Genomic DNA, 24,526 nt, shown 5'->3' with positions numbered 1-24,526 from the left:
TCGTTAACAAACGCCTTCTACTGAATAAAACCATCTATGTGATATGTGACCTGCTTTCTATTAATGCGGATGCTTTTGAGGACGTTGCGCGTTTGCTGACGCGAGTGTAATCCGGAACGCTCATCAGGGATAAAATGAAGTTAAGGAAACCCTGAGCAGCACTTAATGTGAGCCGGAACACGCCTTTAATCATCAGGACAGTAGATGGCAAGATCAGAGTCGCGCCGTGATTGCCCTCATGACCAGGGTATAGCGGTCTCATACCCTACCTGAAAGAAAGCCATCTTCCAGCCAGAAAGTAATGGAACCACGATTGATGAGCGCTTTGTAACAGCAACGCTGTCCCTGACCATAAAAAAACGCCCTATGCAGAGCGTTTTTCCAGATTTGATATCACAACCAGACTTAGCGTTAACGATCAGATTTCCCAATCATGGTTATAGCGCTTGGGCTTGAACTGGATGACATCGCCTTTCTGCAAACCATGCAGACTCAGGTCGTCCTTTGCCACTTCAGCCTCTATCAGCTCCTGCTGATTGCCAATCTTCAATGACAGGCGGGTTAATGCGCCCAGTGGGCGAATATCACGAACGATCACCGGCTGGTAGCCTTCCTGCGCCTGAACGGACAACGCCACTTCATGAGGACGGAACAAAATGGTTTCCTCGGTTTGTTCAATCGTCAGTCGGTTGCTGTCGCCCAGAAAGTGATACACAAACTCGCTGGCCGGGTGATTGTAAACTTCATCGGGCGAACCGATTTGTTCAATCACGCCTTTATTCATCAGCACGATACGATCGGCGACTTCCATCGCCTCTTCCTGATCGTGGGTCACAAACACCGACGTCAGATTGATATCTTCATGCAGTTGAGATAACCAGCGGCGCAGTTCTTTACGCACCTTGGCATCCAGCGCGCCAAAAGGTTCATCCAACAGTAGGATGCTAGGCTCGACAATCAGCGCTCTGGCCAGGGCGATACGCTGGCGCTGACCGCCGGACAACTGTTCAGGATAGCGATCCGCCAGCCAGTCCAATTGAACCAGATTAAGTAATTCATGGACTTTCCGCTCAATGTCACGTTTCGACGGGCGGATATTTTTCGGCTTCATCCGCAGCCCAAACGCCACGTTGTCAAACACCGTCATATGACGGAATAAGGCATAGTGCTGAAAAACGAATCCGACATTACGTTTGCGCACGTCGTGAACCGAGACATCCTCGCCATGAAAAATAATGCTGCCGCTATCCGGCTGTTCCAGACCGGCGATGATGCGCAATAACGTCGTCTTGCCACATCCGGACGGCCCCAGCAACGCCACCAGTTCGCCACTCTGAATCGCCAGATTAATTTCATTCAGGGCCTGAAACTGACCAAATTGTTTATTAATATTGCGGATCTCAATGCTCATTTTTGGTCAACTCCTGTTGTTTCTGTATTTGCTTCGTCAGGCGGCTCTCACTCCACTGGCGTAACAGCAGCACGACCAGCGACATCACCAACAGCAGAATGGCGACGCTAAAAGCAGCGACGATATTGTATTCGTTATAAAGAATTTCGATATGCAGCGGCAGCGTGTTGGTCAAACCGCGAATATGTCCGGAGATAACGGAGACGGCGCCGAATTCCCCCATCGCCCTGGCGGTGCACAGCACCACGCCATAAATCAATGCCCACTTCACGTTAGGCAGCGTGATATGCCAGAACATCTGCCAACCGTTGGCGCCCAACAGTCGGGCGGCCTCTTCTTCCTGCGATCCCTGCTGCTCCATCAGCGGAATCAGTTCACGCGCCACATAGGGCAGCGTGACGAAAATGGTCGCCAGCACAATCCCCGGCACCGCATAAACGATTTCCAGATTATGGGCGGTCAGGAACGGATAGAGTTTACTTTGCGCCCCAAACAGCAGGACATAGACCAAACCGGCCACCACCGGTGAAACGGAAAACGGTAAATCGATTAACGCCAGCAGAAAACTTTTGCCGCGGAATTCAAATTTCGTCACGCACCACGCGGTCGCCAGACCGAAAACAACGTTAAGCGGCACGGAAATCGCCGTTGCCAATAACGTCAGTTTTAATGCGGAAATCGCATCCGGCTCGGTAATCGCCTCCCAGAAAGCGCCAATGCCTTTCTCCAACCCCTGCGTCACCACCATCAGCAGCGGCAAAACCAGAACCAGAAAAAAAACGATCCACGCCAGTGAAACCAGAACGTAATACGTTACTGGGTTTTTCTGGATTTTTTGCTTACCGGCCTGAGCGGAAATAACCTGTTCCATGACGACATGCCTTACAGTTTCGGTTGAATGCGGCGCTGCAATAAATTAATCAACAGCAACATGATGAATGAAACCAGCAGCATAAATACGCCAATCCCGGTTGCGCCTTTATAGTCATACTGATCGAGTTTAGAGACGATCAGCAGCGGCAGAATTTCTGTTTTAAACGGAATGTTGCCCGCGATAAACACCACTGAACCGTATTCCCCCACCCCGCGGGCAAACGCCAGGGCGAAACCGGTCAGCCAGGCGGGAAGCAAGGCGGGGATCAGAACATGGCGGAACACTTGCAGCGGACGCGCGCCCAGACAGGCGGCGGCCTCTTCGATTTCTTTCGGAATATCGGCAAGCACCGGCTGCAATGTGCGAACGACGAAAGGCAGGGTGACGAAAATCAACGCCAGCGTGATGCCAATACTGGTATAGGCGATTTTAAACGGAAATAGCGATCCGATCAGGCCGTTTGGCGCATACAACGCCGTCAGCGCAATCCCCGCCACGGCGGTCGGCAATGCAAACGGCATATCGATCATCGCATCAATGATCTTGCGGCCGGGAAAAGTGTAACGGACCAGCACCCACGCCAGCAGCGTTCCCAAAATGCCATTGATCAATGCCGCGGTCAGCGCCGTACCGAAAGATAGCTGGAGCGAGAACAACACCTGTCGGCTGGTGATCAGCTCCCAGAATTGCGCCAAGGTGAGTTGGCTGGCATAAAGAAACATACCGGCCAACGGGATCAGTACAATCAACCCTAAGTAACTCAGGCTAAAACCTAAAGTTAATCCGAAACCGGGAATGACCGAGGAAGAACGTTGTGACATACAGTGCCTTTAATAATCATTGCTCAGGTAGCCTGGCTAATCAAACATTGCCGACGTGATAAAGCCGCTGGATAAACAGCGGCCTGAAAGAATCGGAAGATCGGTTAATTACTTATTGATCTCCTGGAATATTTTGTCGAATACCGCACCATCTTTGAAGAATTGATCCTGTGCGGCCTTCCAACCGCCGAAGTCTTTATCAATGGTGACCAGATTCACTGGCGCAAATTGATCTTTAAATTCTTCAGCAATGTTGGCATTACGCGGACGATAGAAGTTTTTACCGATAATCCGCTGCGCCTCATCACTGTAGAGATATTGCAGATAGGCTTCCGCCTGCTTCTGAGTGCCTTTGCGCTCCACCACTTTATCAACCACGGCAACCGGCGGTTCAGCCAGAATTGACAGCGATGGCGTCACAATTTCCAGTTGATCGCCGCCCTGCTCCTTCAACGACAGATAGGCTTCGTTTTCCCAGGCCAGCAGCACATCGCCCAGTTGACGTTGAACAAAGCTGATCGTCGAGCCACGAGCGCCGGTATCCAGCACCGGCGCATGACGGTACAGTTCGGTGACGAACTTCAGCGCCGTTTCATCATTACCACCGGGTTGCGCTTTGGCATAAGCCCAGGCGGCCAGGAAATTCCAACGCGCGCCGCCAGAAGTTTTCGGGTTTGGCGTAATCACTTCAACGCCCGGTTTCACCAGGTCGTCCCAGTCTTTGATCTGCTTCGGATTACCTTTTCTAACCAGAAAAACGATAGTGGAAGTATAAGGCGTACTGTTATCAGGCAAGCGCGCCTGCCACTTCGGATCGATAATCTGTTGATTCAGATTAAGCGCATCAATATCCCCGGCCAGCGCCAACGTCACCACGTCAGCCTGTAAGCCGTCAATCACCGATCGCGCCTGCTTGCCCGAGCCGCCATGCGAATTCTTGATGGAAATATCCTCACCGGTGGTTTCTTTCCAATGCTTGATAAAAGCGGCGTTATATTGTTGATACAGTTCACGGGTCGGATCGTAAGACACATTCAATAATTCCGTTGCCGCAGAAGCGACGCCAGAAAACAATAGCGTTGCCGTAGCAAGAGACAACCCCAGACGACGTATTGACATCATTATCACTCCCTAAAATTTGACGGTATTTATACAAACGCTTGTGTGCACGGAACAATAGGTTAATGCGTTGCCATTCCTGACATTTTTGAATCAATCCGACTCAAAAAATAGCGATGGATACGACCGGCTGGCGTGATTTGCACACGAATATCAGACCGACAACATGGAAGTGACAATAGAGGATATGAGAAAGGGGCAAAAATACTGTTTCGCGATAATTTATGCTATCGCGTTATATTGTTAATGGTTATGTAATAGTTTTCAATCTAAGTAAGTGAGCTGCGCCGGAACAGCGGCTGTTCCGGCGGCGCGGTGAAAACTTACTCTTCTTCGTCCAGTTGCAAGGCGACGTACAGCAGCAGGCGATCGTCGAAATTCCCCAAATCCAGCCCGGTAAGCTCAGAGATACGATTAAGGCGGTATTCCAGCGTATTGCGATGAATAAACAACGCCTTCGCCGTTGCGCCGGGCTGGACATTGTTACGGAACCAAACGTTCAACGTGCGGCATAGCAGGCCATTACCGTCCATCGCTTTCAGCCGGGTTAGCGGGCGCACCAGTTCGTTCGCCTGCCAGCCGCCCCGCAAGCTGTCCAGTAAAACCGGCAGCATAAGATCCTGATAGTAATAGCAGCGTTGTGCAGGCATCCGTTGCTTGCCGACGCTCATGGTGGTTCGGGCGGTACGGTAGGAACGGGCGATACTGCCGGGGCCTGAAAAGTAGTTTCCCAGCGCCAGACGCACTCGCAAACGGCTGCTTTCCGCCATGCGCGACAGCAGGCTATCCACGCGGCGGCGGTGTTCTTCCGCATCCCAGCGGCCATGACTGTTCAATGCCGGTTTCAGCACCACCATTTCCGTCAGGGAAACAATGGCGATCAGGTTGTCGCGCTCCGGCGTAGTCAGCAGCGTCTGCAACTGCTGCAATTCCGCCATCGCGCTGTCTACGCCAAGCTGACCGCTATCAACCTCGACCACCGCCACTACGCGGGGCTGATTAAGATCGATGCCTAAACGCTGCGCCCACTCCATCAAGGCGGGAGAAAGTTCATCGGTACGAATCAGGTTAAGCACCAGTTCTTCACGCAGGCGGCTATCCTGAGCCAGCATATGCAGCAATCTTGCCTGCTCAAGCATCATTTCCGCCGTCATGCATACCAGTTCGCCGTACTGACGCAGTTGTCCGGGGTTGCCGGTCAGACCGATCACCCCGACAATATCTCCGTCGATACGCAGCGGCAGATTGATGCCGGGGCGAACGCCGTGCAGATGGCGCGCCACCGCTTCATCAATATCGACAACCCGCCCCTGAGACAATGCCAGCAGCGCGCCTTCATGCAATTCCCCCAACCGCTCCTGATCGCCGCTGCCAATAATCTTACCGCGGGCATCCATGACGTTGATATTGCTATCAATAATCTGCATAGTCCGTGCGACAATATCCTGCGCCATTTTGGCATTAAGATGATACGACGCCATTTCCACCTCGAAGAAGTACGACAATCGCACCAGCATAGCGCTGCGTGTTACGCCGCACATTGTGCAAATTCACAAAGAATCAACAGTTCGCTTGAAACTGTGGCAGGCTTCACAAAATGCAGGCAGAAACAGAAAGGTAACCGGGTGCGGCGACACCCGGTTTACATCACATTGAATTATTGCGCCAGCAGATAAAGATTGCTGTCGCCGCGGCGAATATTCAGCGCCAGAACGGCGGGCTTGCCGTCGAGGATTTTACGCAGCTCGCCAAGATTCTGTACCGGCTGCTGGTTTACGCCCAGGATAACATCATCCATTTTCAGGCCGATTTTCGCCGCCGCGGAACCCGCTTTCACGTTATCGACCTTGACGCCTTTTTGGCCGCCCAGCTGCGTATTGCTTAATTCGGCGCCTTCAATGCCGGAATAAAGATTCCCTGACGCCACCTGCGCCTGGCTGCTCTGCTGCAAGGTGACATCCACCGTTAGCGGTTTGCCGTCGCGCAATAAGCCCAGCGCCACTTTGCTGCCGACAGGCAACGATCCCACTTGCGCCCGCAACGCGGCAAAGCTGCCGATCGCCTTACCGTTCAGCGTCACAATGACATCGCCCGCTTTAATCCCCGCGGCGGCGGCGGCGGATTGAGGTTGCACCTGGCTGACAAACGCGCCGCGCTGCGCGTCCACCTTCATCGCCTGCGCCAGCTCTGAGTTCAGTTCGGTGCCGAGAATCCCCAGTTCGCCGCGTTTCACCTCGCCGAACTCGATAATCTGCGCCACCAGGCTTTTCACCATATTGCTCGGGATAGCGAAACCGATACCGATATTGCCGCCGTCGGGCGCCAGAATGGCGGTATTTAAACCGATCAGTTCACCGTTCAGGTTAACCAATGCGCCGCCGGAATTCCCCCGGTTGATGGCGGCATCGGTCTGAATAAAGTTTTCATAATTTTCAATATTCAATCCGCTGCGCCCCAGCGCCGACACAATCCCCGAGGTTGCCGTTTCCCCCAGACCGTACGGGTTACCGATCGCCACCGTATAATCGCCGACACGCAACTGATCCGAATCCGCCAGTTTGACCGCCGTCAGATTCTTAAACTCTTTCAGTTGGAGCAGCGCCACATCAGAACGGGGATCTTTGCCAATCGTTTTGGCCTCATATTTACGCCCGTCGTTGAGCCGAACCTGAATCTTGTCGGCGTTGTCCACCACGTGGTTATTGGTGACCACATAGCCTTTTTCAGCATTGATGACCACGCCGGCGCCCAGCGCCTGAAAATTTTGCTGTCTGGAGGGCTGTCCGTCGCCGTCCTCATCGCCGCCGTCCTGACACATCGGCGATCCCTGGAACGGCGAACCTTCCTGGCAGAAAGGTGAATTCTCACCAAAGAAAGGCTGTAGCTGTTGAGGGATCTTCTCATTGCTCACGCTGGTATGCCCTTCCACATAGATGCTGACCACCGAAGGCATGACTTTTTCCAGCATCGGCGCCAGACTGGGAAGCGGGTTCGATGCAACCGGGGATGCGGCGGGCTCCGCCGCATTCGCGCCGAGCGGCCCCATTGCCATCGCCAGGCTTAACGTCAGCGCGCTTAAAACTAATGATTTTCTTTTCATGGGAATAGTGTTTCCATCGTAATCAACAGGCAAGTCCCGCGACCTTTATACAGCGGTCGTATTGCATCAGATAAATATGAAGCAACAAAGTTCATCAGTGGAAGCTGCTGAAGCGTAAGAAAATATTGAGCCTGTTTACAAAATTCTTTCTATTCCGCCGCCATCAGTCTCCGATATTCATCATAGGCATAAAGATCGGTCATGCCGCTGATATAGTCCTGAATTAAGCGGGCGCGGTAATAATACTCGCGAACTTCCTGTTCTTCCGGGGATAACGTTTGCAGATTCTCAACGGCCTCACGGTAAGCCAGGCAATGTTTGCGGGATAATTTATGATACAACCGCGTTTCTATCGGGTAGCGCCGGTGGGTATCTTCCGTCACCAACCGGCTGAAATCTTCATACGACATATCGAGCAGCGGGCTGTAAATATCCAGCAGTCCGCGGATAACCCGGTATCCCTGAAGTTCAAGCTGTTCCACTTCGTGATGATTGAATACGTGTTTCAGCGCCACACGTTTAAAGATTTTCAGTAAACGATTCTGTTCGCTCTCATCCTCCAGCAACGCCTGATTAAACTCGCCGGTGTAAATTTTCGGCAAATTATCAATAAAGCGCTGCGAGGCATGCGGCACCAGTTTGGCCACCGTGTTAACCCGCAGGTTCATGAAAAATTGATCGTTGGAGCCGCGCCATTGATGATGATTTTTATTATCAAACGCCCGGCCAACGGTTTTGGCGAATAAATCGCCGGCAAGCGTTTCCCCCCAGGCCTCCTGCAAACGCTCATAGAGTTGTTCTACGGTGAGAATATCTTTCTCGACCGCATCTTCCAGATCCGCAATGCAATAAGAAATATCGTCTGCCGCTTCCATAATATAAGTCAGCGGATGACGATGAAATTCCCCCATTGACAAGGCTTCGCGCAGGGTGGTGACAAAGGCTTCTTCAGCCAGATAATAACCCGGCTTTTTCATCAGGTAGTCGTACTGCGCGGGCACGCCGCCGCGCCAATAGGCCGGCCGGGTATATTTTAAGATACAGCCGACCTGTCCGTAGGTCAGATTCAGCTTAAGCAGGGTATGCACCATACGAATGGCCTGCGCATTGCCTTCGAAATGGCTTAAATCCTGACGAATACGCCAGCGCAATTCATCCAGATCGTCGTTTTTACGCTGTAAAAAACCGACCCGGCAGCGATCTTCGCTTATCGCCTCATCCTCCAGATGCGCGACGTCCAATAACTGCCCGAACCAGTTATTGATCGCCGACTCGCCAAAATGGCCGAACGGGGGATTGCCGATGTCATGCATCAGGCACGCCATTTCCACCATGCTTTCAAAAGGCGTTTGCCATTGGTCCAACCCCAGCGCCTCCAGCCGGTTATCCCGCTTCAGGCGATCCAGGATATCTTTGGCGATATAACGCCCGACCTGCTGAACTTCCATCGAATGGGTCAGGCGCGAACGTACCGCCGCATTACGCTCCAGCGGAAAGACCTGCGTTTTTTGCTGTAGACGGCGAATGGCGGCGGAGTTGATGATGCGTCCGCGATCGCTTTCGAACTGGCGAACAATGGCATATTCATTCTCGGCAGTAATCGTCTTACTGCTGAGAGGCCGCTGAAAACTCATCTTTTTCGCAAAATCGATATCAGACATAAAATTCTCCATTGAATGCCGCCGTAAGCTTCTCACCGTCTCCATTTAACCCCGTTAGCCATGATAGACTAGCTGGCGCTATACTCGTGCCATTTATCACAAAATTTGTGGGGAACCTTATGAAAGTCGGCATTATCGGCGCTATGGAACAAGAAGTTACCTTACTGCGCGATCGGATCGAAAACCGTCAAACCTTCCAGCGCGCAGGTTGTGAAATCTACAGCGGTCGGTTGAACGGGGTCGACGTCGCATTGCTGAAGTCCGGCATCGGTAAAGTTTCCGCCGCGCTGGGAACCACCTTATTGTTGGAACACGGCCAGCCGGACGTGGTGATCAACACCGGTTCCGCCGGCGGGCTGACCGCCACGCTCAAGGTCGGCGATATTGTCATTTCCGATGAAGTACGCTATCACGACGCCGATGTCACCGCCTTTGGCTATGAGCCGGGCCAGATGGCCGGCTGCCCGGCGGCTTTCACCGCCGATGAGGGATTAATTACGCTGGCGCAGGAGGCGATTGCCAAACTTCAGTTGAATGCGGTGCGGGGGTTGGTGGTCAGCGGCGATGCGTTTATCAACGGCGCGGAGCCGCTGGCTCGTATTCGTCGCACCTTTCCGCAGGCTATCGCAGTAGAAATGGAAGCCACCGCCATTGCGCACGTCTGCCATCAGTTTGCCGTGCCTTTCGTCATTGTGCGGGCGATTTCCGACGTTGCCGACCAGGAATCCCACCTGAGCTTTGATGAATTTCTGGCGCTTGCCGCCCAGCAGTCCACCCGCATGGTGGAAACCATGTTGCAGGCGCTGGCTGAACGCCGGTAAATGAAATCGCCGATCCTCGGCCTGCTCGGGCTACTGCTATTTTCGGCGATCGCCGCGGCCAACGCGGTGCCGCAGCGCGTCATCAGCCTGGCGCCGCATGCCACGGAAATGGCCTACGCCGCCGGTATGGGGGGGCAGATGGCGGCGGTCAGCGCATGGTCCGACTATCCGCCGCAGGCCAAAGAACTGGAGCGGGTCGCCTCCTGGCAGGGAATTAACCTTGAGCGGATCCTCGCGCTACGGCCCGATCTTATTCTGGCCTGGCGCGAAGGCAATCCGCAAAGGCCGCTGGAACAGCTGATCAATTTTGGCATCCCGGTGGTTTATCTGGATCCCAAAACGCTTGACGATATTCCCGACGCTTTGACGCATCTGGCGCAATACAGTTCCCATCCTGAACAGGCGCAACATGCCGCCGCCGCGCTTCGTCGGCAGTTGGCCGAATTACGGCGGCAATATACAAACCAGCAACCGCTGCGGGTTTTCATGCAGTTTGGTTCCCAGCCGTTGTTCACCTCCGCCAAAGGCACGTTGCAAAGTCAGGTCGTCTCACTGTGCGGCGCGCAGAATATTTTCAGCGACAGCCCGGCGCCGTGGCCTCAGGTCAGCCGGGAACAGGTGCTGATGCGCAAACCGCAGGCCATTATCATCAGTGGTTCGCCCGACGCCATCGCCAGTACGCAGGCTTTTTGGCGTCCTCAACTGTCGGCGCCGGTGATTGCGGTTAATGAAGACTGGTTTAATCGCAGCGGCCCCCGTTTGTTGCTGGCGGCGCAACAAATTTGCCGGCAATTGGCCGAATTGAAACAAACGGATTAGCGCCAAAAAATCAAAAACCCGCGCAGTCATTCCGATTGCACGGGTTTTAAGGTTTCCTGGCCGATGAAGGCGCGATCAGATACTGAAAGAAGAACCGCAACCACAGGTTGTTTTGGCATTCGGGTTGGTCACGATAAAACGCGAACCTTCCAGCCCTTCGGTGTAATCGACCGAACCGCCCACCAGATATTGCAGGCTCATCGGGTCAACCACCAACGCAACGCCCTGCTTCTCGATGGTCATATCGCCTTCGTTGATCTGGTCGTCAAACGTAAAGCCGTACTGGAAGCCGCTGCACCCCCCTCCGGTGATATAAACCCGCAGTTTCAGCTCTGGGTTTTCTTCATCAGCCACCAGGAGTTTCACTTTTTTCGCCGCCGCATCAGTAAATTGCAGGGGCAATGCCATATCGTCGCTCATCTCTTTACTCCCAACTCAATGCTTATCGGGTGATATACATGCTCACCCAATCATACGCTTATTATCCAATAGCGGGTTAAAACGTTCAAGATTTGACATCGGTGGACGAATTAATCGCCATATTATGCAGCCGGCGCGCTGCTTCCGCCACGCTTTCGATCCCCGACGCGCCGGGTTTTCCGGCACGACGGCAGCACAATGATTTCATAACGCGGGTCAGTTTATTAGAATAGCCTTACTTTCCACGATAAACGTAACGTCAGGACCCTCTTAATGAACAAATCTGAAAGTCTGTATGCGGCGGCGCAGCAACTCATTCCAGGCGGCGTCAATTCGCCGGTCCGTGCGTTTAACGGCGTTGGCGGCGTTCCTCTGTTTATCGAACGGGCGGACGGCGCCTATCTTTACGATGCCGATGGCAAATCCTACATCGACTACGTTGGCTCCTGGGGACCGATGGTGCTGGGGCATAACCATCCGGCCATTCGTCAGGCGGTGATCGCGGCGGCGGAACGTGGATTGAGCTTTGGCGCGCCGACGGAAATGGAAGTGCGGATGGCGCGGCTGGTGACGTCGCTGGTGCCGACCATCGACATGGTTCGCATGGTCAACTCCGGTACAGAGGCGACCATGAGCGCGATCCGTCTGGCGCGCGGTTTTACCGGGCGCGATAAAATCATCAAATTCGAAGGCTGCTACCACGGACACGCCGACTGCCTGCTGGTGAAAGCCGGCTCCGGCGCGTTAACGCTGGGGCAGCCGAACTCCCCGGGCGTACCGGCGGATTTCGCCCGCCATACCCTGACCTGCACCTATAACGACCTGAGCTCCGTACGCGCCGCGTTTGAGCAATATCCTCAGGATATCGCCGCCATTATTGTGGAGCCGGTCGCCGGTAATATGAACTGCGTTCCGCCGTTACCCGAGTTTTTACCCGGATTACGCGCGCTGTGCGATGAATTCGGCGCGCTATTGATTATCGATGAAGTGATGACCGGCTTTCGCGTCGCCCTCGCCGGCGCACAGGCGCACTACGGGGTGGTGCCTGATTTAACCTGTCTGGGGAAAATCATCGGCGGCGGCATGCCGGTCGGGGCGTTTGGCGGCCGACGCGAAGTGATGCAGGCGCTGGCGCCGACCGGGCCGGTTTATCAGGCCGGGACGTTGTCCGGCAACCCGATCGCCATGGCCGCCGGTTTCGCCTGCCTTACGGAAGTCGCCAAACCCGGCGTTCATCAAACGCTGACCGAACTAACGCAGCAGCTGGCGGCGGGGCTGCTGGCGGCGGCCAAAGCGGAACATATCCCGCTGGTGGTGAATCAGGCAGGCGGCATGTTCGGCCTGTTCTTTACCGAGGCGAATAGCGTTACCTGCTATCAGGACGTGATGACGAGCGACGTAGAACGCTTCAAGCGCTTCTTCCACATGATGCTGGAAGAAGGCGTCTATCTGGCCCCTTCCGCCTTTGAAGCCGGCTTTATGTCGCTGGCGCATACCCCGCAGGATATCGAACGCACGATAGAAGCCGCGCAGTTCTGCTTTGCCCGGTTGTAACCGCCGACCAAGCCACTGCGTTTCTTAAGCCGCGCCCGATCATCAACATGATAGGGCGCGCGCATCTCTGACTGACCCACGCTATTTCCCTGCCGCCGAGCGGAAAGCCGATCGCGCCCCCCGCGCCGTTAACCACCGCTCGGCCGCTGCCTGTATCCACAACAAGCAAACCGCGATTTCTTGTCTTTTTTTGCCCCATTGGTGAGCGCTTACGTTTATTTACAATAATGCTTATAATGAGTATTATTCGCATTCAAATTATTAACCACATCACACTCATTGCTCGCCCTAATGCTGCCGCGCCGGTCGGAAATCAGGCCTAGCGGTACGCTGGTTTTAAAATATTCAGTAAAAACAATAACTTTATCATAAGGAATGCCCATGTATTCACAGACCGTACCGGTGAGGGAAAACCGGCGTATTGACAACGCCGCGCTTGGCGGATCAAAAAGCAAATACGCACTTTCCCTTATCGCTATCTTAATCGCTTCGGCCTTGACCGCCCCTGACGTTCTGGCCGCCGATGAGAGCGCGAATGCCGGGGATACCCTGGTCGTCAGCGCCAGTCCGGGCAACGACGCGGTCGACAGCGATACGGACTACAGCGTCAAAACCACCAGCGCCGGCACGGGTCTGTCGCTAACCCCGCGTGATATTCCGCAATCGGTCAGCGTGATAACCAAACAGCGCATTCAGGATCAGAATCTACAGAGCATCGGGGAGGTATTACAAAATACCACCGGCATTGCCACCCAGGTGATCGACAGTGAGCGCACCAGCTTTTATTCGCGCGGATTCTACATTAACAACTATCAGTTTGACGGTATTCCCACCACCATGACCGAAGCATGGAACTTCGGCGACGCGGGTTCGGACACCGCCATTTATGATCGCATCGAAGTCGTGCGCGGCGCGACGGGGTTGTTAACCGGCGCCGGCAACCCCTCCGCATCGGTTAATATGGTGCGCAAACATGCCGACAGCCGCGAGTTTATCGGTTCGGTATCGGGCAGCTATGGCAGTTGGGACAATCAACGCTACGTCGCGGATTTGTCCGCCCCGCTTAGCCAGTCCGGAGACGTACGCGGCCGCGTTATCGCCGGCTATCAGGATAATGACTCTTTCCTTGACCGCTACCACTACCGGAAAAAATTTCTTTACGGCGTGATCGATGCCGATCTGTCCGCCAACACCACGCTGTCGCTGGGTTATGATTACCAGCAAAGCACTCCTACTTCAGTAACCTGGGGCGGCATGCCCAATTGGTACAGCGACGGCAGCCGCACCCGTTTGGATCGCGGATTCAACGTGGCGCCGAACTGGAGCCATCACTATGTCGACACCACCAAGGTGTTTGCCAACCTCAACCATCAGTTTGATAACGGCTGGGAAATCCGCAGCGCCGCCACCCACGCGGAAACCGACTTCGACAGCAAGCTGATGTTCATCGGCGGCCTCCCCGATAAAACCACCGGTCTGGGCACCTCTGGCTACGGCGGCTGGTATATCGGCACGCGCAAACTGGACGCCATCGACACGCTGGTTCGCGGGCCGTTTGAGCTGCTGGGCCGCCAGCATGAACTGGTGAGCGGCGTCAGTTACAGCCGGCAGACCAATAACTATCGCTACGCCGTGGTTCCCGTTGTGGATATCGGCAATTTTAACAACTGGAACGGCGTTACCTCCGATCTTAGCTGGCCTGACTTCGCCGATTATTCGGACGAGACCGTGCATCAAAAAGCGCTCTATACCGCCGCCCGCTTCTCGCTGGCCGACCCGCTGGCGCTCATCGTCGGCGCGCGTTACACCGACTGGCGCAGCACCGCCAAAAATTACTGGAGTACCCCCGCGACCACCTCAGTGCGTAATCAGGATAACATCACGCCTTACGGCGGCCTGATCTATGACATCAATGACGTCTGGTCGACCTATGTGAGCTACACCGAAATCTTTATGCCGCAGGACTATAAAGATCGCAACGGCAGCTACCTCGATCCGATAGTGGGGAAAAACTATGAAACCGGCCTGAAAGCGGCCTGGTATGACGGCCGGTTGACCGCCTCCTTTTCGGTATTTCGCATCGAGCAGGATAACGTCGCCCAGCCCGACGGCAGTTTGTTTGTGCCCGGCACGTCCCAGCAGGCGTATTACGGCGCGCAAGGCACGGTCAGCAAAGGCTTCGATGTCGAGTTGAACGGCGCCGTGACCGACAATCTGCAACTCACCCTCGGCGGCTCGCACTATACCGCCGTCGATCAGGACAATACGGCGGTAAACTCCCACTTACCCCGGACGCAGTTGAAGCTGTTTACCCGCTATCAGCTACCTACGTTGCCGGAACTGACGGTGGGCGGCGGCGTCAACTGGCAGAGTCATACCTATGCGGATGTCACCGGCCCCCAGGGCGAAACCCGCGTCACCCAGGGAAGCTATTCGCTGGTGAGTCTGTTTGGCCGTTATCAGGTCACGCCTCAGTTCTCCGTACAGGCCAACATCAACAACCTGCTGGATAAGACCTACTACAGCTACCTGAACAGTTATAGCGTTTACGGCGCGCCGCGCAGCGTCTCGGTGGCGGTCAACTACACATTCTGACCGACGATCGTTTCGACAACCCGCCGCAGCCCCACGATGTGGGGCTGCTTATCTCACCTGCTTACGCAGCAGATAAACAAAATACGGCGCGCCGATAAAGGTCGCCAGCAGCCCGGCCGGGATCTGATTCGGGAACAACATCATGCGCCCGCACCAGTCGGCCAACACCATCAGCAATCCGCCGATCAACGCCGAACAGCACAGTTGCGGCATCACGCGGCTAAAACCCATCAGGCGCGCCAGATGCGGCGCCATCAACCCCACAAAGCTCATCGGCCCCACCATCAGCGTAGCCATGGCGGTCAGCACCGAAGCCAACAGCAGCACCAGCAGACGCACCGGCGTGACGGCCATTCCAAGCCCGCGCGCCGTCGCGGCGCCTAACGGCAAAATACGTAACCAGCGCTGACACAGCGGCACCATCAGCAACAATAAGGCGGCTATAACCGCCGTTCGCAGCGCATCCGTCGCTTCGACGGCATAGGTTGACCCGGACAACCAGGTCAGCACGCTTCCCATGCGCGGATCGCCGCTGGCCAACAGCAGGGTAATCACGGTGGTGAACGCCGTACTCAATGCAATACCCGCCAACAGCATGCGCTGGGTGGAAAACCCGCCGCGTCCGGCGACGATAACTATCGTCAACAGCGTCGCCGCCGCGCCCGCGCTTCCGGCGGGGATCAACCACACAAACGCATTGCCGGGCACCAGGAACATCAGCAGGATCACTCCGAACGACGCGCCGGAGCTGATCCCCAGCACTTCCGGGCTGCCCATCGGGTTACCGGTCAGTTTCTGTATCAGCGTGCCGGCCACCGCCAGCATCACCCCGGCGGTCAGCGCCGCCAGCACCCGCGGCCAGCGCCACGGCAATAGCTGGGTTGACAGATCGCCGCTGCTCCACTGCCAGCCCTGGGCGTTTTTCCCCAGCAACAGCGCCGTTAACACCACCGCGGCAAGCAACAGACTGCCCCCCAATAGCCACAGACCCCATTGGCGGCGTTCCGTCGTCTGCGCGCCGGCACGATCCGTCATCGAAGCCGGCCCGCTGGCGCGCAGGCGCGGCAGCAGCCACAGCAGCAGCGGCGCGCCAATCAGGGCGGTCGCCGCGCCCGTCGGCACCTCGCGCCATACGCCGGTCAGCCAGATCACGATCTGATCGGTCACGCCGAGCAATAGCGCGCCCAACAGCGGGGCCAGCCAAAGTCGATGCAGTAATCGCCTGGCGCCCAGCATTTTCGCCAACAGCGGGGCAAACAAACCGATAAAACCGATAATGCCGGTCGCATTGACCAGTTGGGCGCTGAGGAAAACCGCCAGCCCGAGGGCGCCCAACCGCGCCAGCGATAGTCCTAAGCCCAAATTACGCGCGACGCCGTCGTCCAGCCCCAGCAACGTCAGCGGACGCAGCAGTAATAGCGCCAGACAGAAACACGCCAGCAGCCGGGGGAGGACAAACCACACGTTCCGCCAGTCCTGCTGATTCAGCGCGCCGCTGCTCCACAGAAACATATTCTGAAGCTGATCGTGGTGAAACAGCGCCAGCAGTTGGTTGACCGCGCCGCAGTAAAAGCTCAGCACCAGCCCGGCCAGTATCAGCGTAACCGGTGATAATCGCTTGCCCCAGGCAACGCCGAACACCAGCGCGCCGACCAGTAACGCGCCGATCATCGCGGCGATTTGCTGGATAAACGCGCCGCCGGGCAGCGCCGCCAGCGTCGCCACCGTGATGCCCAACTGGGCGCCCGTGGCGATCCCCAGCGTCGACGATTCCGCCAGCGGATTACGCAATACCTGCTGGAACAGCACGCCGCACAGCCCCAACCCGGCCCCCACCAGCAGAGCCAGCGCCATCCGCGGCAACAGACTATAGTGGAACAGAAGTTGCCGAATATCGTCGGTGGACGGCTGCCATAGCCCCTGTGACCATAACGCCACCGGCAATTGCCGCTGCAAATTGTAGCCGCCCATCCCCAGCGTCAACGCCAACAGCAGTCCAATCAGCAGGATAGGCAGCATTCGATGCTTAACCGACATGACGCCGCGCCTCCAATGCCTGTTCCAGCACGCGGCAAAAACGCATCGCCGCCAGCGTGCCGCCATAAACCCATACCGCGGGCACCCGCTGCCAACGCCGCTGCCGCACAAACGGTATTGCCTGCCATAGCGGGCTGGCGGAGACCTGTCGCGTAATCGCATCATTGCCGTGATCGAAACAAAGCGCGTGAGCATCATTAATTTCGGTCAGACGCTCGATGCCGACGATGGCGCTGCCCCAAAAACTGGTTTCTCCGCGCCAGGCATTTTCAATCCCGAGTTCATCCATCACCTGCTGAAATAAACTGTTTTTGCCCAACACCAGCGCGTGACGCGCATCCAGCAGGGAAAACAACAGCAGAGGACGTTGGGTATAGGGCTGCAAGCGTGTTTTTGCCTGCTGCATAAATGCCGCAAGCTGTTGCAAATGCCGCTCGGCCGCTTCAGGTATGCCCAGCGCCCTCGCCAGCGTCACGACCGATCCCTGCGCGATGGTCAGCGGTTTGCCATGCTGGTCATTAAAATCGAACCCCAGAATCGGCGCGATGCGCTTAATTTTATCCTCCGACGGGCCGTAGCCTTTGGAATATAGAATCAGCGAGGGTTGAAGCTCGGCCAGCAGTTCCAGGTTCGGCTCCGTACGCAAGCCGACATCAATGACCTGTTGCGGCAAAACAGGTTCCTCCACCCACAGGCGGTAATTATAGATATCCGCCACGGCCAGCGGCGTGACGCCCAGCGCCATCATGATCTCAACCGACAGCCATTCCAGCGCCACGATACGCTGCGTATCGGGATAAACGCCCCCCCGACCGAATGAGGAATAGAATAGCGGCGATAGCATCAGCGCCGTCAGCAAACGGCGGCGTTTCCGATCCGGGGGATCAACAGAAAGAAATAAGTCAGACATGGTCAGCAAACAAAACTTACCGGCGCGCCACCGCCGGGATGAGGCAGTATCCCCATGGGAATTCCGTAAATATTTTCCAGCACCGGGCCGTTCATCAGCGCCAGCGGATCGCCTTGCGCAATCATTTCACCGCCGCGCAATGCCACTAAATAATCGCAATAACGGGCCGCCATATTGATGTCGTGTAAAACGGCGATCACCGTCAGGCCGCGCTGCCGGCTCATGCGCTGGATCAACGCCAGAACCTCAACCTGGTGGGCAATGTCCAGCGCGGAGGTCGGTTCATCCAATAGCAGACAACGGCTGTCCTGCGCCACCGTCATCGCCAGCCAGGCCCGTTGCCGTTCGCCGCCGGACAGACTGTCCACCAGACGGTTGGCAAAGGCTTTCAGCCCCACCAGCATAATCGCCTCGTCGACCTTTTCCCGATCGGCGCTGCCGAAACGCCCCAACGCGCCGTGCCACGGATAGCGCCCCACCGCGACCAATTCGCGCACGGTCATGCCTTCCGCGGCGGGCAACTGCTGGGGTAAGTAAGCGACCTGACGGGCAAAGGATTTGCTGTCCCAGTCGTTGACGGAGCGTTCGCCCAACCAGGCCGAACCGCTGCTGGCCGCCTGATGGCGACCAAGAATTTTCAACAGCGTGGATTTCCCGGAGCCATTGTGTCCAATCAAACCGCAGACTTTTCCCACCGGGAAAGTCAGGGACAGCGGGTGAAGCAGCGTACGGCCGGCGATGGAAAAGCTGACTTTATCCAGCCTGAACGTAGTATCTGGCAGTGCATGTTGGTTTCGCATAACGTTTTGAGCTTTACCGCCGACCTGGAATCAAGGTGGTTAATGGTTATCAAACTAAAAGACAATGATAATAATTATTATAAAGATTGCATAATAGGCGTAACGGAATACGCTCCGCAAGGAATTTACACTGCCGGAAATCAACGATGAAGACGCAAAAACGCCAGAGACAAGGCGAAAAAGATCCCCCGGCGACGCCCTGTCTCTTAGTCACAAATGCAGGGGTTCTAACGGGTTTGGCTGTTACCCGGCGTAAAAAATTATGCTGAGGAGGTAGCAGGCTTAGGATGAGCCGCATGGATGCGGCGAAAGCTTGCGCCACGTCGGGAACGTGTCGCAAGCGGTCCGTTAAGCCTGATGCCGACGAAGGCACCGCGTCAGCGGCATAATTTAGCCGGAAGCCTGGGTTCGCAGGGCGGCGGCGCTTGAGCGCCCTGCGTCGGGCGCGTGCTACGGCATGGCATAGAAATGGCGGCATTCCGGCGCACGAAACTGCCTCTGCGTCTGCATAAAAATGCGACTAAGAGACAGGGCGACGCGGGGGCCGGAAGAAAAAATTATTGGCCGAACATTTCCCTGATCCAATCCGCGACGCCCTCGCCATTTTGCTGCGCTGGCTGCGCCGTCTGCGGCTGGCTGGCCTGACACAGCGCCTGCGGATTATCCGTCCATACCGGTAAAACCCGTCCGCCGCCGCTGCCGTTACACAGGAAATTGCCGCCGCCGTCGACCGTCATGGTGGCGATCCCTTCCGGCGGCGTCAGCATCAACGGCAGCGGCGTCTGGTTTTCCAGATAGCGACGATAAATGGTCAACGCGCCGTTCGCGCCGGTCAGCTTTGCCGGCCCGTTGTTATCCCGCCCGACCCAACTGATCGCCACTTCTTTACCATCTATCCCGGCAAACCAGCTATCGCGCAGATCGTTGGTAGTACCGGTTTTCGCCGCCAGATGATAATTCGGGAACTTGACCGCCAGAGAACGTGAGGTGCCGCGCGCCACCACCTGTTGCATACCGTACAGCGTCAGATAAGCCGCCTGCGCGGGAACCGCACGTTCGGCCTGGGGGAAACTCTGATACAGCACATTACCGTCTTCCGCAATAACCGAGCGCAACGAGGACAATGACGCCCGGTTTCCGCCGCTGGCAATGGTCTGATATTCCTGCGCCACTTCCATCGGCGTCAGGCTGATCGCCCCCAGCAGCATCGAAGGAACCGGTTCAATCACATTCTCGGGGATCCCCAGTCGTTTCAGCGTGGCGGTAACCTGATCCAGCCCCACCGCCATCCCCAGATTCACCGTTGGCACGTTGAGTGAATTCGCCAGCGCGTCAACCAGCATCACGCGCCCGCGGAATTGGCGATCGTAGTTTTTCGGCTGCCACAATTGGCCGTTGGGCTGCCTTAGCGACAACGGTTCATCCGCCAGCCAGGTATTCAGCCGATAGGCATCGGGCTGACTCAGCGCCGCCAGATAGGTGGGGGGTTTCGCCAACGAACCAACCGGCCGACGCGCCTGCAAGGCGCGGTTGAAGCCGGCGTATTGCGTCTGTGATCCCCCAACCATCGCCCGGATCTCGCCGCTGAAACGATCGACGATCACCATCGCGGTTTCCAGATCGTTAACGCCCCGCGCGGCCCTCAAGGCCGGGATCCCCTCTTCCACCGCTTTTTCCGCCGCATCCTGCGATACCGGGTCAAGCGTGGTGAACACTTTCACCCCCGACAGGTCGCTGACTTTATCCCCCAGCCGCTGCTGTAATTCCTGACGAACCAGTTGCATAAACGCCGGCTGGGGACTGATGACGCCGCCTTTCGGCTGCACGCCCAGCGGCCGCGCGCTCAGCATGTTATACAGTTCGACATCGATCACCTGCTGATTCTGAAGCAGGCGCAATACCAGATTACGGCGTTCCAGCGTGATTTTAGGATTACGCCACGGATTATACAGCGACGCCCCTTTCACCATTCCGACCAGCAGCGCCTGTTGATCGAGACTCAGCTCATTCACCGGACGGCCAAAATAGTAAAGACTGGCCAGCGGGAACCCGCGGATCTGATCGCTGCCGCTCTGACCGAGGTACACTTCGTTGAGATACAACTCCAGAATACGATCCTTGCTATAGCGATAATCCATGATCAACGCCATATAGGCTTCGTTAGCCTTACGCCACAGGGAGCGCTCATTGGTCAGGAACAGGTTTTTCACCAGTTGTTGCGTCAGGGTGCTCCCGCCCTGCACCGCCCGACCGGCGGTGATATTGGCTAAAAACGCGCGGCCGATGGAATACAGGCTGATGCCGTCATGCTCATAGAAATGACGATCTTCGGTGGCGATGAGCGTGTCCACCAGCAAATCGGGAAACCCGGCGCGCTGCACGAACAGGCGCTGTTCGCCATTCGGCGACTGCATCATGGTGATAAGTTTCGGATCGAGACGGAAGAAACCGAAATTGCGCTGGTTATCCAGATTCTGGATCTGCGACAGACGATCGTTGCTGAACGTCAGACGGGCGCGGATCTGCCCCTCTTTGCCGTCAGGAAAATCGAACGGACGGCGCAGCATTTCAATGTTGTTGCCGCGTACGCTGAATTCGCCGGGACGGGTGATCCGGGTCACCTGGCGATATTGCATGCCTTCCAGCAGGCCAATCATCTCTTTCTGGTTATACGGCATCCCAGGCTCAAGATTAACCATGCGTCCGTACACCGCCGCCGGCAACTGCCACACCTTGCCTTCAATACGGCTGCGGATCTGGCTGTCGAGGTACACGCCGTAGATCGCCATCAATACGGCGAACACCAGGAACAATTTGATGAATAGCCCCAGCCAGCGCCGTTTGTTACGCGGTTTTCGCGTCATCGTGTCCTCATCATCATAACCATCGTCGTCGTCATCAAAGCCATCCTGATAATCTTCGTAATCATCATCATAGTCGTCATCCCTGCGACGCCGTATCGCCTGCTTGCGAGCAGGTTTACGTCCCGACGCTTTCCCCTTGCGTCCAATCGGTTCGCGGTCATCCCGAGACATTGCTGTTACTTCTCCGTCAGGTTATTAACGGCCACCTACTTCGGTACTCAAGCCGCCTACTCTGTTTCCACCGCCCTTTGCAAAGAAGAGGAAACGTCTGAAATTAATGATTCTGATATTTCCTGGTACGCCGGGTCGGCGCCGTATTCGCCGGATCGTCCGGCCAGACATGTTTGGGATAACGCCCTTTCATCTCTTTTTGAACTTCACGGTAAGCGCCCTGCCAGAAAGCCGCCAGATCGCGCGTAATCTGTAAGGGACGCTGCGCGGGCGATAAAAGCTCCAGCACCAGCGCAACCCGCCCTTCCGCCAGCAGCGGACTCTGCCGCTCGCCAAACATTTCCTGCATCCGTACCGACAGCACCGGCGGCTTATCCTCATAATAGGCGATAGGCAAACGGCTCCCGCCCGGCGCGGTGTAATGGCTGGGCAACGCGCTGTCCAGCCGCTGGCGCAACGGCCAGTCCAGCAGGCGCATCAACGCCTCGCCGAGGTTAATCTGTCGCAATGCCCGCATATCCCTCACCCCGGACAAAGACGGCAGTAGCCACTGTTCCAGCGTCGCCAGCAAGGTTTCATCATCCACCGACGGCCAGTTTACCTCGGGCAACCACTGGCGGGCGCATTGTATTCTGGCGCGTAACTGCAATGCCGCCGCATCCCAGTTCAGCGCGGACAACCCCTGTTCCCGCAGCCAGCCCAACATCGCCTGTTGCAACTCCTCGTCGGAGGGTTTGCTTAATGGACGGGAGCGCAACGTCAGGCAACCGATCTGACTGCATTTACTGGCGCGCAGCGTACCTTTTTCTTCGTCCCAGCGCACCACGTTATGTTCGCTGACCAACCCGGGCAGTTGTTGTTCCAAACGCGCCATATCCAGCGGCAACGCCAGCAGGATACGCGCATCCGCATTATGGCTGTTTTGCAATAAACTGGGAACCATCAGCCAGTCGGTGCCGGACAACGCCTCGTCCGCCGACATCATCGCCCCGGCGCCGTTTGCCAGTTGATAGCGGCCATCCTGACTTCGGCGCCGGGCGATGCGATCGGCGAAGCCTTGCGCCAGCAGCCAGGCGGCCCATCCGTCGTCTATACGGCCCGACGTCCCGGACAAACGACGGGTAAGCTGCTGCGCGCGCCGCAGCCAGTGCGGCAACGGGCGATGCAGCCAGTCAAGCAGGTTCATCGATCCGCTGCGGGGCGGCTCTTCCAGTATCGCGGCCAGACACCCCGCCGTTGCCAGCGCATCGTCATTTTGCCGGGCGGCGGCACACAACATGGTCGCCAAGCGCGGATCGCACCCCAGCGCGGCGATTTTCCGCCCTTCCGACGTCAGTTTGTCATGCCGATCAGTAACCGCTAGCTGGCGCAAAAGTTGCCGGGCCGCCTGTAAAGCGGGCGGCGGCGGCGCATCCAGCCAGGTTAATTGGCCGGCGTCGGTACATCCCCACTGCAACAGATCCAGCCAGAAACTACTGAGATCGCCGTTGAGTATTTCCGCATCGCTTTGCGCGGCGGCGCGCTCGGCCTGTTCGCGGGAACATAAATGCCAGCAGATCCCTTCGCTTAACCGCCCGGCGCGTCCGGCGCGCTGGACCATCGATGCCTGACTGATACGCTGGGTGACCAGCCTGGTCAAACCGCTTTTGACGTCAAAGCGCGCCATCCGTTCCAGTCCACTGTCCACCACCAGCCGGATCCCTTCGATGGTCAGACTGGTTTCGGCGATATTGGTCGCCAAAACGACCTTACGCCGTCCGCTTTCCGACGGCAGGATCGCTTTCTGCTGCTCCGCCAGCGTCAGCGCGCCATATAAAGGGCACAAGTCCACATCGTCCGTCACGCTGCCCGCCAGCAAAGCCTGTACCCGCTTGATTTCAGCCACGCCGGGGAGAAATAACAACATCGACCCGGTTTCCTCGGCCAGTAAACGTTTTACCTGACGGGCTACGCCCTCCTCCAGCCGCTCCTGACCATTCAACGGGTGATAATGACGCTCAACCGGATAGCTGCGCCCCGCGGACGTCACCACGCTCGCCTCGGGAAGCAGGACCGAAAGCCGGGCATTATCCAGCGTGGCGGACATAATCAACAGCTTCAAATCCTCACGCAGCCCCGTCTGAACCTCCAACAGCAACGCCAGCGCCAGATCGGCCTGCAAGCTACGCTCGTGAAACTCATCCAGAATAACCAGCGCCACGCCGTTCAGTTCAGCGTCCTGTTGCAGCATGCGCGTCAATATTCCTTCGGTGACCACCTCCAGACGGGTTGAGGCGCTGACCCGGCTTTCTGCGCGCATACGGTAGCCAATCGTCCGGCCGGGTTCTTCCCCCAACTGCTGCGCCAGACGCCAGGCCACGCTTTTCGCCGCCAGCCGTCGCGGCTCCAGCATGATGATCCGACCGTCCAGTTTGCCCTGATGCAGCAGTTGCAACGGCAGCCAGGTTGATTTTCCCGCACCGGTCGGCGCATTCAATAAAACCTGGGGCGACATGTGCAGCGCGGCGATCACATCATTCAATACGGCACTGACGGGCGGTAAAATCACA

General features: G+C 56.6%; 17 protein-coding genes and 1 pseudogene. 4 read left to right on the top strand and 14 right to left on the bottom strand.

Annotated elements, in window-relative coordinates; genetic code table 11:
* Window positions 1-40: 40 nt before the first annotated feature.
* The 8 genes and pseudogenes from HOY33_RS20675 to dgt form a co-directional block, all read right to left on the bottom strand.
* Window positions 41-372: pseudogene (locus HOY33_RS20675) on the bottom strand (transposase); the annotation flags it as partial.
* Between the two features lie 46 nt (window positions 373-418).
* Window positions 419-1,411 (bottom strand): sulfate/molybdate ABC transporter ATP-binding protein, encoded by a 993-nt coding sequence (locus tag HOY33_RS14895; RefSeq protein ID WP_172290928.1) that lies wholly within the window; start codon window positions 1,409-1,411, stop codon window positions 419-421.
* Window positions 1,401-2,282, bottom strand: coding sequence for a sulfate ABC transporter permease subunit CysW (gene cysW / locus HOY33_RS14890; protein WP_172290927.1), 882 nt, complete (start codon window positions 2,280-2,282; stop codon window positions 1,401-1,403). The genes HOY33_RS14895 and cysW overlap by 11 nt, the downstream gene beginning before the upstream one ends.
* Before the next feature lie 11 nt (window positions 2,283-2,293).
* The gene (gene cysT / locus HOY33_RS14885; protein WP_172290926.1) at window positions 2,294-3,106 is read right to left on the bottom strand and encodes a sulfate ABC transporter permease subunit CysT; all 813 of its coding nucleotides are present in this window, start codon (window positions 3,104-3,106) and stop codon (window positions 2,294-2,296) included.
* 108 nt (window positions 3,107-3,214) lie between these two features.
* A complete protein-coding gene (locus tag HOY33_RS14880) occupies window positions 3,215-4,219 on the bottom strand; it encodes a sulfate ABC transporter substrate-binding protein (protein ID WP_370541770.1) in 1,005 nt (334 codons plus the stop codon).
* A gap of 329 nt (window positions 4,220-4,548) precedes the next feature.
* Complete coding sequence (locus HOY33_RS14875; RefSeq protein ID WP_172290963.1) at window positions 4,549-5,706, bottom strand: CdaR family transcriptional regulator; 1,158 nt, start codon at window positions 5,704-5,706, stop codon at window positions 4,549-4,551.
* 176 nt (window positions 5,707-5,882) lie between these two features.
* Window positions 5,883-7,325, bottom strand: a complete 1,443-nt coding sequence (gene degP, locus HOY33_RS14870; protein ID WP_172290925.1) for a serine endoprotease DegP — start codon at window positions 7,323-7,325, stop codon at window positions 5,883-5,885.
* A gap of 149 nt (window positions 7,326-7,474) precedes the next feature.
* Window positions 7,475-8,986, bottom strand: a complete 1,512-nt coding sequence (dgt, locus tag HOY33_RS14865; protein WP_172290924.1) for a dGTPase — start codon at window positions 8,984-8,986, stop codon at window positions 7,475-7,477.
* Window positions 8,987-9,105: 119 nt separating this feature from the next.
* Between dgt and mtnN the strand changes: the two genes are divergently transcribed.
* Window positions 9,106-9,807 carry a 5'-methylthioadenosine/S-adenosylhomocysteine nucleosidase gene (gene mtnN, locus HOY33_RS14860; protein ID WP_172290923.1) on the top strand — a complete coding sequence of 234 codons (702 nt, stop codon included), beginning with the start codon at window positions 9,106-9,108 and terminating at the stop codon, window positions 9,805-9,807.
* A complete protein-coding gene (gene btuF / locus HOY33_RS14855; RefSeq protein WP_172290922.1) occupies window positions 9,808-10,626 on the top strand; it encodes a vitamin B12 ABC transporter substrate-binding protein BtuF in 819 nt (272 codons plus the stop codon). It begins immediately after the preceding gene.
* Between the two features lie 75 nt (window positions 10,627-10,701).
* Here the strand turns inward: btuF and erpA are convergent, their stop codons facing one another.
* Window positions 10,702-11,046 carry an iron-sulfur cluster insertion protein ErpA gene (erpA, locus tag HOY33_RS14850; RefSeq protein WP_172290921.1) on the bottom strand — a complete coding sequence of 115 codons (345 nt, stop codon included), beginning with the start codon at window positions 11,044-11,046 and terminating at the stop codon, window positions 10,702-10,704.
* Between the two features lie 273 nt (window positions 11,047-11,319).
* On the opposite strand from erpA, the gene hemL reads away from it, so the two are divergent.
* Both hemL and fhuE read left to right on the top strand, forming a co-directional pair.
* Window positions 11,320-12,600 carry a glutamate-1-semialdehyde 2,1-aminomutase gene (hemL, locus tag HOY33_RS14845; protein ID WP_172290920.1) on the top strand — a complete coding sequence of 427 codons (1,281 nt, stop codon included), beginning with the start codon at window positions 11,320-11,322 and terminating at the stop codon, window positions 12,598-12,600.
* A gap of 375 nt (window positions 12,601-12,975) precedes the next feature.
* On the top strand, window positions 12,976-15,195 hold the full coding sequence (gene fhuE / locus HOY33_RS14840; RefSeq protein WP_172290919.1) for a ferric-rhodotorulic acid/ferric-coprogen receptor FhuE: 2,220 nt from the start codon (window positions 12,976-12,978) through the stop codon (window positions 15,193-15,195).
* Between the two features lie 48 nt (window positions 15,196-15,243).
* On the opposite strand, the gene fhuB is transcribed toward fhuE, so the two are convergent.
* From fhuB to hrpB, 5 genes are all read right to left on the bottom strand, one after another.
* Window positions 15,244-17,232, bottom strand: coding sequence for a Fe(3+)-hydroxamate ABC transporter permease FhuB (fhuB, locus tag HOY33_RS14835; protein ID WP_172290918.1), 1,989 nt, complete (start codon window positions 17,230-17,232; stop codon window positions 15,244-15,246).
* Entirely contained in the window at window positions 17,222-18,142 is a 921-nt protein-coding gene (fhuD, locus tag HOY33_RS14830) for a Fe(3+)-hydroxamate ABC transporter substrate-binding protein FhuD (RefSeq protein WP_172290917.1), read from the bottom strand. The genes fhuB and fhuD overlap by 11 nt, the downstream gene beginning before the upstream one ends.
* Before the next feature lie 2 nt (window positions 18,143-18,144).
* Complete coding sequence (gene fhuC, locus HOY33_RS14825; protein WP_172290916.1) at window positions 18,145-18,942, bottom strand: Fe3+-hydroxamate ABC transporter ATP-binding protein FhuC; 798 nt, start codon at window positions 18,940-18,942, stop codon at window positions 18,145-18,147.
* A gap of 557 nt (window positions 18,943-19,499) precedes the next feature.
* Entirely contained in the window at window positions 19,500-21,977 is a 2,478-nt protein-coding gene (mrcB, locus tag HOY33_RS14820; protein ID WP_172290915.1) for a bifunctional glycosyl transferase/transpeptidase, read from the bottom strand.
* A 103-nt stretch (window positions 21,978-22,080) separates the two neighbouring features.
* Entirely contained in the window at window positions 22,081-24,525 is a 2,445-nt protein-coding gene (hrpB, locus tag HOY33_RS14815; RefSeq protein ID WP_172290914.1) for an ATP-dependent helicase HrpB, read from the bottom strand.
* Between the last annotated feature and the right edge of the window lies 1 nt (window position 24,526).

It is taken from the genome of Brenneria sp. hezel4-2-4 (genome assembly GCF_013155275.1).
Lineage (GTDB): Bacteria > Pseudomonadota > Gammaproteobacteria > Enterobacterales > Enterobacteriaceae > Brenneria.
This window is presented reverse-complemented; position numbering and strand designations above follow the sequence as displayed.